Raw genomic sequence first — 13981 nt, forward strand, 5'->3', positions numbered from 1 at the left:
TGCTCGATATTCCACGCTTAAGGCCGCATTCCCCGGCGGCCGGGTGGGCGGTCACCGCGGCAACACATGCGGGTTCAATATCCCGGCCGGATCGAAGGCGGCTCGGATCCGCTTCATCGTGTCGATATCGTTCGCGCTGCGCCCCAGCTCTATCCACGCCGCCTTCGCGTGCCCGATGCCGTGTTCGGCGCTGATACTGCCCTGGTGGTCAGCCACCAGTCGCAACACGAAATCGGTGATGGCGTGCTGCTTTTCGACCGGTACGTCGAGCATGTTGACGTGGACATTGCCGTCGGCGATATGCCCGAAGCAGATCGCGCGGACGTCGGGGTGCTCGGCTCGCAGCCGGGAATCCAGCGTGGTGAAGAAGTCCGTGAGGACTCGCAGCGGCACGGATACATCCAATTTGACAGCAGGCGTGCGTGATTCCGCCGAGATGGACTCGGTGTGCCGCTCTCGGTACTGCCACAACGTGCGCGCGGGGCCCGCCTCCAACGTGGCGTCCAGGACCGCGTCGGCGTCCTCGGTGAACAGCCCCGACAACGCGTTCTCCGCCTCGCCCGCACCCGCAACCTCCAGCAGCAGATAGATCGGGGCGTCATCGCCGAACGGCGCGCGCAGTCCGGTGTGCCTGCAGACCAGATCGACTCCCGCCGCGGTCATGAACTCCGCGGCCTCCAGCCGCAGGCCGTGGCGCTGCACCCGGTCCAACAACACCAGCGCCGCGTCCACCGATGGCAGGGCCACCAGCGCCACCACCGTCTGCTGCACGGGCACCACCAGACGCATCAGGACCCGGGTGATGACGGCGAGCGTCCCCTCCGAGCCGGCCAGCAGGCCGGGCAGGTCATACCCAATGTTGTCCTTGCTCAGCTCTTTCCATCGGGTCACGACGCACCCGTCGGAGCGGACCGCCTCGATACCGAGCAGCTGGGCGCGAGTGCCGCCGTTCTTGATGACGCGCACCCCGCCGGCGTTGGTGGCCACGATGCCGCCGAGGGTGGCCGAGTCGCGGGAGGCGAGATCCACACCGAGGTCGAGGCCGTGCTGACGGGCCGCCTGCTGGGCCCGCGCGACGGTCACCCCGGCGCCCGCCGCCAGTGTGCGGCCGACGGGATCGACATGCTCGATCTCGTCGAGGCGCCGCGTGCTCAACACGAGCTCGCCGTGCATCGGCACCGACCCACCGACCAGACCGGTGTTACCACCCTGGGGCACCACCGGCACGCCGTGGGCGTGGCAGACGCCGAGGACGGCGGCCACTTCCGCGGTGTTGGCCGGCCGCACCACCACGTCGGTGCGCCCCTGGAATCGCCCGGTCCAATCGGTTCGATAACTGGCGATCGTCTCGGGATCGGTGAGGACGTGCCCGCGCCCGACGATGTGGATGAGTTCGCCGACGATCTCGGCGGCTGCGCCCCTCTCGCTCATAGCGTCCCGGCTGTCGCATGCACTCCGGCAAGGACGATCGCCGTCACCCGGCGGGCGTCGTCCCTGGTGAATGTGCGAGCGCCACGGCTGGCGAACAGTTGCACGGGCCCTGAAAGTATCGCGGCGATCAGCGCGAGGTCGGTCGCGGGTAGCTCACCGCGCTCCACCGACACCTGTAACCGATCTTTCACCATCTCCACGCGACGGTCGAACACCTCGTCCACAACAGCCCGCAGCTCGGGGTTGTCCCGCGCTGCGGTCACGATGCTCAGCATCGCGCGCCCGCGCGGGCTTTCGGTCGCAATGGCAAGGGCATCGAGGAAATCGGTGAGGTCCGCGGCCAGGTCACCCGAATCATGCAGGGGCGCCACGTCGTCACCGAAGCTGACCAGCGAGTCGGCGATCAGCGTCGCTCGATTCGGCCAGTTGCGGTACACGGTCGTCTTGTTGACCCCGGCGCGCTCGGCGATCTGTTCGTAGCTCAAGCCACCGACGCCGTCTCGGGCGATGAGTTCGACGACAACCTCGATGATCTGCCGGCGAACCCGGGCCGAACGCCCACCCGGGCGCCGGCCAGGTCCGGCATTGTCTTCCACCTTCGACACTCTAGAGCGGTTGGGCCGCGCGCAGCCGGGTGTTGCGCGCCTCGATGGCCTGCCACGTGGCGGGCAGCACGATATCGGCTCCGACGGAGGCGAATTCCTGCGCCGCGGCCACTTCCGGACGCATCCGCTGCTCGTAGCTGCTGAACACCTCGTCGAGATCAGCGCTGCGGCCGAGCTCTTCGGTCAGCGTCCATGCCCCGAGCAGGGCCAGCGAGGTGCCCCGCCCGGCCATCGGCGTCGCGCAATGCGCGGCATCACCGATGAGCACGACCCGGCCGCGGTGCCAGCACGGCATCTTTATCTGGGCGAGCGCATCGAAGTAGAGTTCGGGATCGCGTTGTGCCGCGCTGATCAGCTCCGGCACCTTCCAGTCGTCGACACCGGCGAAGGTGTCGGCCAGGATGCGCTTCTGCGCGTCGAGGTCGTGATAGTCGTAGTCCAGCGGCTCGGATCGAAACTCGAATAGCGCCAATGCCTTATCTCGGTAGCGGGCCACGCCGGCCATCAGCCCGGGCAGGTTGAGCACCTCGGAGGTGCGGTTGCCCGGCGTCGATTGTTCGGGCGCCTCGGCGATCGCGACGTACATGCCGAGATGCTCGGTGAAATCTTGCTCGGGCCCGAATGCCAGTCGGCGCACCGCCGAGTGCACCCCGTCGGCGCCGACGACGAGGTCGTAGACGCCGTTGCGACCGGAGGCGAAGCCGACCGACACCCGGTCGCCATCGTCGTCCAGGCGCGTGACGGACTCCCGAAATCGCAGGTCCACCGTCGCAGGCAGCGCCGCGCGCAGGATGTTCATCAGATCCTCGCGAGGGATCTCGACGTCCTCGGGTGACTCGTCGATCTCGTCACGCACCAGGTGGGCGACGGGCGCACCGGACCGGTCGACGAACGTCGTCTGCTCGGTCATCGTGATGCGGTGTGCGTGGACAGCGTCGAGAATGCCCATGCTGCGGGCGATGTCGAGAGCAGCACCCCGAACGTCGATCGGCGAGCCGTTGACCCGCAGATGACCGGCCCGCTCGATCACCTCGACGTCGTGCCCGGCCCCCGCCAGGTCTATCCCCGCGCTCAGACCGGCCACGCCGGCCCCGCTCACCAAAATGCGCATCGCCAATCCCTTCGAACAGCAGTCAACCCACTATAGCCACGTTTTGTTGCTTTAATGGTGCCCGGTGCCTCAGGGGGCGCCAAGCCCTCCGCCATACATCGGTGCGCTGACGCTGGTTCCGCCCTCGTCCACCATCGGCCCGCCGCGGTACTCCCGCAGGTACTCGGCATGCCAGCGCGGCCAGTCCAGATAACAGTCCCCGGCAACCGTGCGGTAGCGCCGGTACTGCCCCCGCGCGGTCCGCAACGAGCGCCGGGCCTCCCGCGCCGCCCGCATCGCCGCATGCTTGGCCGTCCGCTCCTGGGCCGCGCTCAGGGGCACCGGAGGGTCGGTGAAGATCCGCCGATTGAACATGTCACACAGTCTATTGCGACGGCGCGGACCCGACGGCGGCCTCGATATTGCGCGGATGGTGGCAGGCCGCCGCGTGCGTCGCCTCCCGCTCGAGCAACGCGGGTTCCTCGTCGGCGCAGATGTCGGTCGCCCATCTGCACCGGGTGCGGAAGCGGCATCCCGACGGCGGATCGATCGGGCTGGGCACATCACCGTCGAGGATCAGGCGCTCGCGCGCGGCGTTGCGGCGAGGGTCGGGGATCGGGACCGCCGACAGCAGGGCCCCCGAGTACGGATGGAACGGATGGTCGTAAAGCTCGTTCGCCGCACCCGTTTCGACGATCTTGCCCAGGTACATCACCGCCACCCGGTCCGATACGTGACGCACCACGCCGAGATCATGCGCCACGAACAGATAGGACAAACCGAACTCGTCCTGCAGATCCTCGAAAAGATTGATGATCTGGGCCTGCACCGACACATCGAGCGCGGAGACCGGCTCGTCGGCGATGATCAGCTTGGGTCGCAGGGCCAGCGCGCGGGCGATCCCGATGCGTTGTCGTTGACCGCCGGAGAATTCGTGCGGGAACCGGTTGTAATGCTCGGGCGCCAAACCCACGCGGTCCAGCAGGTCCTGCACCTGGCGCTTCACCTCGCCGCCGCTGGCCAGCCCGTGCAACTCGATGGGGTCCCCGATGATCTGACCGATCCGCTTACGCGGGTTGAGTGAGGCATACGGGTCCTGGAACACCATCTGGATATCCCGGCGCATCGGCCGCAGATCCCGGCGGGACCGGCCCACCAATTCCTGACCTTGGAAGCGCACCGATCCCGAAGTGGGCGCCGTCAGCTGCAGGATCAGCCGGCACAGCGTCGACTTCCCACAACCGGATTCGCCGACCAGGCCCAGGGTCTCGCCTTCGCGCAGGGTCAAGCTCACCCCGTCGACGGCCCGCACCCGCGCCACCTCACGCTCGATGATCGCGCCGGCCTTGATCGGGAAATGCTTGACCAGGTCGGTGACTTCCAGCAGCGGCTCCCCCGGACTCACAGTGCCACCGGCTTACGCAGCCCGATACGACCGTCGACAAGCCGCAGGGTGGCCTTCTGCTCCGGGTCCAGCCAACACCGGTCCCGGTGCCCGGCCGCGTTGTCATCGAGGGTCAGTGCGGGCAGCTGTGCGCAGGCATCGAAGACGTGCGGGCAGCGCGGGGCGAATCGGCAGCCCGATGGTGGTGACAACAACGACGGCGGGGCGCCGCCGATATGCGGCAACCGCGCATGCTGCGGTGCGTCCAGCGGTGTGAGTGACCCGAAGAGCCCCCAGGTGTAGGGATGCCGGGGGTCGTAGAAGATGTCGTCGACCCCGGCATCCTCGACCACCTGTCCGGCGTACATCACCAGCACCCGGTCCGCGACCTCGGCCACCACGCCGAGATCATGGGTGATCAGCACCACCGCCAGCCCACGTTCGGCGTTCAATTGGGCGAGCAGGCGCAGGATCTGGGCCTGGATCGTGACATCCAGCGCCGTCGTCGGTTCGTCGGCGATCAACACCTCCGGCTCCAGCGACAGCGCCATGGCGATCATGACGCGCTGCCGCATGCCCCCGGAGAACTCGTGCGGGTAATCCTTCACGCGGCGTTCGGGATTGGGGATGCCGACGGTGCGCAGCAGCTCGACCGCCCGGTCGCGTGCTTCGGCACGGGAGACCGCGCGGTGCGCCCGGATCATCTCGATGATCTGGTCCCCCACCCGATACACCGGATTCAACGATGTCATCGGGTCCTGGAACACCATGGCGATGTGTTCGCCTCGCACGCCCTGTAATTCACGGTCATCCAGTTGAGTCAGGTCGCGCCCGTCGAACCGGACCGCCCCACCGATGGTGGCGTTCGGCGCACGGGTCAGTCCGATCACGGTCTGTGCGGTGACACTCTTACCGGAGCCCGACTCCCCGACGATGGCCAGCACCTCACCGGCCTCCAGGGCAAAGGACACCCCGTCGACCGCACCCACCACACCGTCCTGGGTGGCGAAGCTGACCCGCAGGTCCTCGACTTCGAGTATCGGACTCATACCGGTGCCGCCTCTCCGAGCCGAATCCGTGGATCAAGGAACGCGTAGGCCACGTCGACCAGGGTGTTGAAGAGCACGATGAAGAACGCGCCGAACATCGTGACGCCGATCAGCGGCGGCAGGTCCAGCGTGCCGATCGCCTGTCCGGCATACAGACCGACGCCGTTGAGGTTGAATACCGTCTCGGTCAGGATTGCCCCGCCGCCGACGACGACACCGAAATCCAGCCCGAACAGCGTGACGATGGGGATCATCGAATTGCGCAGCACGTGCTTGATGCGGATCTGCCGTTCGCTGATGCCCTTCGCCCGTGCTGTGCGCACGTGGTCTTCGTTCATCACGTCGAGCATGTTCGACCGCAACACCCGGCTGTAGAAACCGACGTAGAGCACGGCCAGGGTGAGCCACGGCAAGATCAGGTGATACGCCCAGTCCAGTGGGTCCTTGGTCAGCGGAACGTAACTGCTGGTGGGGAACAGCTCGGCCTTGAAGCTCAAGTAGTACAACAGGATTGCGGCCAGCCAGAACACCGGCATCGATATTCCGACCAGCGAGAGCACGGTCAGCGCGCGGTCGGTGAACTTGCCGGCGTGCACGGCGCTGAGGTAGCCGAACCAGATCGCCAGCGCCATCCACAGCACCGCGGCGCCGATGCACAGCGACAGCGTCGCGGGCAGTCCCTTCCATATCTGCTCGACGACATTCTGGGAACTGGCATAGGAGGTCAGCTGACCGGTGAAGATCTGCTTCATCATCGTCAGGTACTGCACGTAGAGCGGCTGGTCGAGTCCCAGATCGGCGCTGACCCTGGCGATCAGTTCCGGATCGGCGTTCTTCCCGGCGATGCGGGCCGCCGGGTCGGAATTGGGAATCACGTTGAAGATGAGGAACACCAGCACCGATATCGCGAACAGCACCCCGACCATGCCGACGAGCCGCCGCACCACAAATCGCAGCATCTCAGTGCTCCAACCGGATCTTGGCGCGCGGGTCGAGGGCATCGCGTAGACCGTCGCCGAACACGTTGAGCGACAACACCGTCAACACGATCATCAGACCGGGCACGATGGTCAGATGCGGGGCGGTGTAGATCGTCTGGTAGCCGTCGGCGATCATCGTGCCCCATGACGCGTTGGGTGCTCGCACACCCGCGCCCAGGAACGACAATGCCGACTCCAGCAGCATGTTGTTGGCGATGTTGAGGGTGAAGAACACGATGATGGTCGACACGACATTGGGCAGCAGCTCACTGATCATGATGCGCACCGGGCCCTTACCCTGTGCCACCGCCGCCTCGACGAATTCCTTCTCGCGCAGTGCCAGGATCTCACCGCGGATCGGACGGGCCATGTAGGGCACATACACCAGCCCGATGATCATGATCGGGATCCACAGCGAGTCCCCGGCGATCTGCAATGCGCCGATCTTCAAGCCGCCCAGGGCCAGTGCGGTGCCCAGGGCGATGCCCAGCAGCAGCACGGGAAACGCCCACACCACATCCATCACCCGCGACAGCGTCGCGTCGATCCATCCGCGGTAGTAGCCGCACAGCAACCCGACCAGGACGGCCAGCACGGTGGTGATGGCCGCCGCGGCCACACCGATGAAGATCGAGGTCCGTCCGCCGTACATGAGGCGCACCATCACATCGCGGCCGTTCTGGTCGGCACCCAGCAGGTACCTGCCATGTAGCCCAGGGCCGAGCGGCGTGCCGTCCGGGGAGACCACATCGACATCGCGGCCGTCGATCTGCACGGTGTCGGTGATGTGATTCTCGTTCGGCCCGGTGTGGGCAACGTGATCGGCCCACACCGGGGCGGCAAGACAGAACAGCACGATCAGCACGAACAACGCCCCGAAGGCAAGACTGATCCTGTTGCGCCGCAGGCAGAGCCAGGCCAGATACCACGGACTACGCCCACGGATCTGCTCGGCGGGAACACCGGGGGGAGGAACGGGTTCCCCCGGCGCCTCCACCGCATCGGACGGGGTGGTCATCCCTACTTCAGCGCCAGGGCCGACCAGTCCTGATTGAACAGGAGGTGGTGGTAGGCCTTGTCGAAGTCGATGCGGTCGGAGACGAACGTGGTGAACTGCTCGTTACCGTAGGGCGCCCAGGCCGCCTGTTCCATATAGGCCTTGTCCAGCGCCGCATACTGCGCCTCGGTGTCCCCCTCGGTGAGTTGCTTGGTCAGCAGTTCGTCCATCTTCGCGTCCAGTTCGGGATAGGAGGCCCGGGAGAAGTTGTTGCCGTTGGTCGGCAGGATCGCCGCGCTGTTGAGCAGCGGCCGGAAGAAGTCGTCCGGGTGCGGGAAATCCTGGAACCAGTTGCCGAAACCGGTGTCCAGATCGGGAGTCGACTGATTACCGATCGTGGTGAAGTAGACATCGCCGGCGATCACCTTCAGCGTCGCGTTGAAGCCGAGCTGGTTGAGCACGTCGTGGTAGTACTCGCCGATCCGTTTGCGGTCGGGCTCGTCATTGGTCCACACCGTGATATCGCGATCGGACGGATTCGCCTCGGCCAGAAGCGCTCTCGCCTTGTCCATATCGGGCCCGGGATAGAGCTTGTACTCCTCATAGCCCGGCATGCCTGGCGGCAGGATCTGCTGCGTCGGGCGCAGGCGCCCACCGAAGACGCGGTTGAGCGCCTCGGGGTCGATGGCGTAGTTGACCGCCTGGCGCACACGCACATCGTTGAACGGCGCGGTCTGGTTGTTCATCCAGAAGTAGTAGGTATTGATCGACTCTTCCAGCCGGAATCGGTCGCCGAAGCGGGTTTTCACCTCCTGCAGGCGGTCGGCATCGGGTGGGTCGACCATGAAGTCGATGGTGTTCTGCTCGACCCCGGTGACCTGCGCGGTGTTGCTCTTGTTCTGGGTCACGATGATCTTGTCGACCTGGGCATCGGCGACCTCGGTGGCACCGGCGTCGCGGACGGTCGAGAAGTTCGGGTTGCGCTCCATGGTCAGCGTCTGGGGCGCCTCGACCTTGGTGATCATGAACGGGCCACTGGAGGGCGGTGGGCTGTTCGTGGCGTCATCGGAGAGCGGAGTGCTCGGCGGCACCGGTGCGGCGAACGGCAGGCCGAGCACGTTCTCGAAGGTGCCGTTGGCGGCGTCGAGGGTGATGGTGATATCGCCGGTCGCGTCGTCGGTGACGATGCCACTGATGGTGTCGGCCGTGCCGTCGGCGTACTGCGGGGCACCGACGATCCCGCTGTAGAACACCGACCCACCGCTGTCGGCCTTGAACAACCGCTGGATGGCGTAGGTGAAGTCCGATGCCTTGATATCGGTGCCGTCGGAGTACTTCATCCCCGACCGCAGCTTCAGCTTGTAGGTCTTGCCGTCATCGGAGATCTCGGGCATATCGGTGGCCAGGCCAGGGACGATCTGGGTGCCGTCCTCGCCTTTGGCGTGCTTATAGGTCAGCAGCGGGGTGTAGGTGTTGTAGAGCACCTCCCACCCCTCCAGTGTGTAGGACAGTTGCGGGTCGATGTAGTCCGGGAACGACGTCATCGAGATGTTGATCTCGCCCCCGCCCGATCCGTCGGATCCCTCGCTCCCGCACGCGGCGACGCCGAACACGGCGACCACCGACGTACAAGACAGGACCGTCATCTTGCGCAGCGCATCGCGCAGCTTGCTCATCTGGCTCCCTAGGTTCGGCGGCACGGGCGAATCCGTCCACGTTTACGCTTCTCGAGCGACCCGGGTAGCCATCTTGGACCCAAATCCGAGAACGCGCACGGCGAACGGCGTAAATATTCTCGTTGCGGACACCATTGACAGGAAACATTCCTGAAACGTGGCCCTCTGACCAGCACCTGGTGGCTGGCGTGTACGACGGTGAAGAACGGAACGCACCCAGTGCAGAAGGAGCAGCCCATGACCGACCAGGCCAACGCCCTCGTCGCCGACTCGACCGGACCCGAGACCGTGCTGCAGGTCCGTTCGATCCCGATATCGGATCTGGGCGAGGGCGATGTCCTGATCGAGGTGTCGTGGTCGAGTGTCAACTTCAAGGATGCGTTGGCCGCCAGCAAGGACGGCAAGGTCGCCCGCATCGACCCACTGGTCCCTGGCATCGATCTGGCGGGCACGGTCGTCGACCCGGGAAGCTCCGGACTGGACACGGGCGCCGAGGTGCTGGTGCACGGCTATGACCTCGGCGTCGCCCATCATGGTGGATTCAGTGAGTACGCACGGGTTCCCGCCGACTGGGTGGTGCCACTGCCCGACGGTTTGACTATGCGGGAGGCGATGATCGTGGGCACCGCCGGATTCACCGCCGCCCTCAGCGTGATCGCTTTGGAAGAACGCGGTTTGACCAGCACCGACGACGGACCGGTGCTGGTCACCGGAGCCACTGGCGGTGTAGGCAGCGTCGCCGTGTCCATCCTTGCCGCGCTCGGATTTTCGGTCACCGCGGTGACCGGCAAAACCGATGCCGGTGACTGGCTGCGCACGCTGGGCGCGGCCGAGGTGGTGGACCGCTCGGCTCTCGGCGACCCAGCACGGCCATTGCAGAAGGAGAAGTGGACCGCCGCGGTCGACTGCGTCGGCGGGGAGACGCTGGCCGCAGTGCTGGCCTCGTTGCGATACGGCGCTGCCGTGGCCGCGTCGGGCAATACCGGCGGAATGGCGTTGCCCACCACCGTTTTCCCCTTCATTTTGCGCGGAATCGCGCTCCTGGGAGTCGATTCGGTGCAGTGCCCGATAGTTCGCCGACGTGACGTGTGGGCCAGGCTCGGGCGCGACCTGCGCCCGCCACTGCTCGAGGAGCTGGTTGCCGGCGAGGTCGGTCTCGACGAGGTACCCGCGGCATTGGAGCGGATCCGTGGCGGCGGCAACCGAGGACGCACCGTGGTGCGCGTGCGCTGACGACGCCCGTGCACAACCACTAAGGTCCGGAACGTGGACCCGCGACCTGCCGCCGACGGTTCGCCTACGGTCCAGGCCGTGGCGGCCGGCCTGCTCGGCGACGTCTCCGCGCTGGCCGATGACATGCTCGAACATCTCGCCCACCACATTCCCGAGATCACGGCCGATCCGGAGCTGCGCGGACTGACCCTTGGATCATGCTCGTCGAACCTCGAGGCGGTGCTCTCCATGGTCCGGCACGGCATCGATGCGACCGCGGCCGAGGCTCCGGTCACCGCGCTCGAGCACGCCCGCGCAATGGCGTCGCGGGGGCACAGCCTCGATGTGATGCTGCGCTTCTATCGCCTGGGCCATCAATTCTTCACCGGCAGGTTCGCTGAAGCGGTCACGGCCCATGTGCCCGATCCCGCCGAATCGTTACGGTTGTTCCTCGAGGTCGAACGGTTCGGCTTCCAGTACATCGATCGCATCTCGGCCTCGGTCTCCACGGAGTATGTCGCCGAACTCGACCGCCGACAGAGCCGGGACCGGGCCGAGCGCAGCGACGTGGTGCGCGCCCTGCTGGCCGACGAGCGGGTCGACCCGCGAAACGCCGAAACCGTACTGGGACATCGACTCACCGGCGGCCAGCTCGGATTCATCTGCTGGACCGCGGACAATGGTGTCGACCTGCCTACGGCGGCCCAACGCTTCGCCAAAGCCCTCGGTACCGACCACCCGTTGAGCATCCCGGCCGGCGCACGCTGCCTGTGGGGTTGGGTCGCCGCATCGCTCGATACGTCGACGGACCTGCGGGTACCGCCGTCATCGGTCGACCCCGACGTCCACATCGCCGTGGGTGCGGTCCATCCTGGTCCAGCCGGATTCCGGACCTCCCACCGAGAGGCCCTGCGCGCACGTCGGGTCGCCGAGCTCGGTGAGCGGACCGCACGGGTCACCTACTTCGGCGATATCGCCCTGGTGGATTTGATGACCCAGGACCTCGACGGTGCTCGCGACTTCGTGCACGGTGAACTCGGCGACCTGGCCCATGACGACGCCAAGACCGAGGCCGAGCGCAGCGCGCTACTGGCCTTCCTGACCGCCCAGGGCAGCCTCAAGACCGCCGCGGAGGCGCTCGGCGTACATCGCAACACGGTGCTGCAACGGGTGCGCCGTGCAGAGGATCGGCTCGGCGGGCCGGTGGCCGCCCGGCGTGCCCAGGTGCATGCCGCCCTGCACATCTGCGACGTGCTCGGCGCATCTATCCTGCGGACAAAATGACCGGTTGACCGCCGAACAGCGGTACATCGATGTGCGCACAGCACATGGATAGGTGCGGCGGGGTCATTGTCCCGCGGTCCCCGGCAGACCTACTTTCGAGACACTCAACTCGTCGCGGAAGAGGACGTACGCCGTGTCCATCACCATCCAGCAGCCCACCCCGCACTCCGGTGCCTCCGCCACTACGCCGGAACCCGTGCCCGACACCGGGGAGCAGATCCCGACGCTGTCCTGGCCGACAGCCGCCATCTTCGTGGCCGCGGTCGGCGTGTTCGGCATCTCGACCTGGGCGGCCCTGACGTCGCGGCTGCCCGCCGTCGTGACCATCATGCTCAGCGCCGCAGCGATCTTCGTCTTGTTCACCGTGCTGCACGACGCATCGCACTACTCGATCAGCCGCCACCGCTGGGTCAATGCAGCCTTCGGCCGCGCAGCCATGCTGTTCGTCTCACCACTTATCTCGTTCAGATCTTTTGCCTTCATCCACATCCAACACCACCTCAACACCAACGACGGCGACAACGATCCCGACCACTTCGTCACCGCAGGCCCACGCTGGCAACTCCCGCTGCGTTTCCCGTTGATGGACGTGCCGTATCTGCGTTTTCTGGTGCGCAACATCGACACCCGCCCGCGCTCGGAGATCCTCGAAACCGCCGCCTTGATCACGTTCTCGGTTGCCGCGGTCGCGGTCGCCGGATTCTCCGGACACCTGTGGCAGCTGGCACTGGTCTATCTCATCCCCGAACGGATCGCGGTGTTCGTGCTGGCCTGGTGGTTCGACTGGCTGCCCCACCACGATCTGACCGACACCCACCGGCAGAATCGCTATCGAGCCACCCGCAACCGCGTTGGTGCCGAGTGGATTCTGACTCCCTTGCTGCTGTCGCAGAACTACCACCTGGTCCACCATCTACATCCGTCGATCCCGTTCCACCGCTACGTCGCAGCGTGGCGACGCAACGAGGCGGCCTATCTGGAGCACAACCCGGCGCTACTCACGGCCTTCGGGCAGCAACTCGATGCCGAGCAGTACCATACCTGGAAAGAATTGAACGGCAGTCTTTCTCGGTTGCTCCCGGTGCATGCCCCCCGCAAGAGCGGAGAGACCCACACCCTGGTCGTACGCAGCGTCGACCCGCTGACGCCCGACAGCGTCCGGATCAGCTTCGATGTTCCTGCCGACCTACGCGAGCAATTCCGTTTCCGCGCAGGCCAACATCTCACCGTCCATCACCGACTGGACGGGCAGTACATTCGGCGCACGTACTCGATATGCACCTCCACCGGTTCCGGTGAACTCGCCATCGCGATCCGCCGAATCCCCGACGGACTGTTCTCGACGTTCGCCACCGAACGACTACGGGCCGGTGACACACTCGAACTGGGCCCTCCCACAGGGGATTTCTGCCCGCCGGCGGACCCGGACATCCGAGGCGAGTATGTGGCCATCGCGGCGGGCAGTGGGATCACCCCGGTGCTGTCCGCCGTGACGAGCATTCTGGAGATCGAACGTGACAGTCGTTGTACGCTCATCTACGGAAACCGGACCACGGAATCGACGATGTTCCGTGCCGAACTCGAGGATCTGCAGTGCCGCTTCGGCGATCGGCTTCGCGTGCAGCACGTGCGATCCGCCGAACCGACGTCCGGGGTGCTGACAGGTCGCATCGACTATCCGATGGTGCGCAGTGTCATCGGCAGCGATGTGCACGCGGTGGACCGCTGGTTGCTCTGCGGACCACAGGAGTTGGTGACACACCTACGCGACAACCTGACCGACTCCGGAGTACCGATTGAGAAGATTCATCTCGAACTCTTCCATGCGCACGCGGCGCCGAGCGCACCGTCGGACTCGATCGCCGCGGAACTGACCATCGGCTTGCGTGGCGCCACCCGAACAGTCTCGCTCAATGCCGGTGAGACGCTGCTGGAGGCCGCCTTGCGTAATCGCATCGCCGCACCGTACGCCTGCATGGGTGGTGCATGCGGGACGTGCATGGCGACGCTCACCTCCGGCACGGTCACCATGGACCAGAATTTCGCGTTGAGCACCGAGCAGGTGCGGACCGGGCACATCCTCACCTGTCAGTCTCGCCCCACCAGTGCGACGGTGGGGGTCGACTTCGACGCATGATGGGGGCCGGGGCGCGGATGTTCTTGCGGCAGCAACATTGTGCCGTCCAGATACCAGTGTCGATCGTCGCGAATACCGGTTGGAATGCACCGAAAGACCGATCAGGTCCTCTCCCAGCGCACTACTGTGAGTTTCC

The 13981-nt window shown here is 65.9% G+C and carries 12 protein-coding genes; 3 read left to right on the plus strand and 9 right to left on the minus strand.

Annotated features, from left to right (window positions below; all coding sequences use genetic code 11):
* Positions 1–51: 51 nt before the first annotated feature.
* From G154_RS03675 to G154_RS03715, 9 genes are all read right to left on the minus strand, one after another.
* Positions 52–1431 (minus strand): FAD-binding oxidoreductase, encoded by a 1380-nt coding sequence (locus G154_RS03675; protein ID WP_019513419.1) that lies wholly within the window; start codon positions 1429–1431, stop codon positions 52–54.
* A complete protein-coding gene (locus tag G154_RS03680) occupies positions 1428–2027 on the minus strand; it encodes a TetR/AcrR family transcriptional regulator (RefSeq protein WP_019513418.1) in 600 nt (199 codons plus the stop codon). The genes G154_RS03675 and G154_RS03680 overlap by 4 nt, the downstream gene beginning before the upstream one ends.
* A 10-nt stretch (positions 2028–2037) precedes the next feature.
* Complete coding sequence (locus G154_RS03685; RefSeq protein WP_019513417.1) at positions 2038–3147, minus strand: FAD-dependent monooxygenase; 1110 nt, start codon at positions 3145–3147, stop codon at positions 2038–2040.
* A 69-nt stretch (positions 3148–3216) separates the two neighbouring features.
* Positions 3217–3501, minus strand: coding sequence for a hypothetical protein (locus G154_RS03690; protein ID WP_019513416.1), 285 nt, complete (start codon positions 3499–3501; stop codon positions 3217–3219).
* A 10-nt stretch (positions 3502–3511) separates the two neighbouring features.
* Positions 3512–4531: an ABC transporter ATP-binding protein gene (locus tag G154_RS03695; RefSeq protein WP_019513415.1), complete on the minus strand. Its 1020-nt coding sequence runs from the start codon at positions 4529–4531 to the stop codon at positions 3512–3514.
* Positions 4528–5559, minus strand: a complete 1032-nt coding sequence (locus G154_RS03700; protein WP_019513414.1) for an ABC transporter ATP-binding protein — start codon at positions 5557–5559, stop codon at positions 4528–4530. Before G154_RS03700 ends, G154_RS03695 begins: the two co-directional genes overlap by 4 nt.
* Complete coding sequence (locus G154_RS03705) at positions 5556–6518, minus strand: ABC transporter permease (protein ID WP_019513413.1); 963 nt, start codon at positions 6516–6518, stop codon at positions 5556–5558. Before G154_RS03705 ends, G154_RS03700 begins: the two co-directional genes overlap by 4 nt.
* Position 6519: 1 nt before the next feature.
* On the minus strand, positions 6520–7557 hold the full coding sequence (locus G154_RS03710) for an ABC transporter permease (RefSeq protein ID WP_019513412.1): 1038 nt from the start codon (positions 7555–7557) through the stop codon (positions 6520–6522).
* Positions 7558–7559: 2 nt separating this feature from the next.
* Positions 7560–9212, minus strand: coding sequence for an ABC transporter substrate-binding protein (locus G154_RS03715; RefSeq protein WP_019513411.1), 1653 nt, complete (start codon positions 9210–9212; stop codon positions 7560–7562).
* Positions 9213–9449: 237 nt separating this feature from the next.
* Here G154_RS03715 and G154_RS03720 point away from each other — a divergent pair, with 237 nt between their 5' ends.
* The 3 genes from G154_RS03720 to G154_RS03730 all read left to right on the plus strand — a co-directional run bounded on the left by G154_RS03720 (position 9450) and on the right by G154_RS03730 (position 13845).
* The gene (locus G154_RS03720; protein WP_023985206.1) at positions 9450–10445 is read left to right on the plus strand and encodes an acryloyl-CoA reductase; all 996 of its coding nucleotides are present in this window, start codon (positions 9450–9452) and stop codon (positions 10443–10445) included.
* A 33-nt stretch (positions 10446–10478) separates the two neighbouring features.
* Entirely contained in the window at positions 10479–11708 is a 1230-nt protein-coding gene (locus G154_RS03725; RefSeq protein ID WP_031601288.1) for a CdaR family transcriptional regulator, read from the plus strand.
* Between the two features lie 133 nt (positions 11709–11841).
* The gene (locus G154_RS03730) at positions 11842–13845 is read left to right on the plus strand and encodes a fatty acid desaturase (protein WP_019513408.1); all 2004 of its coding nucleotides are present in this window, start codon (positions 11842–11844) and stop codon (positions 13843–13845) included.
* Positions 13846–13981: the final 136 nt, after the last annotated feature.

Origin of the sequence: Mycobacterium sp. VKM Ac-1816D (assembly GCF_000416385.1) — a bacterium.
GTDB classification, from domain to species: domain Bacteria; phylum Actinomycetota; class Actinomycetes; order Mycobacteriales; family Mycobacteriaceae; genus Mycobacterium; species Mycobacterium neoaurum_A.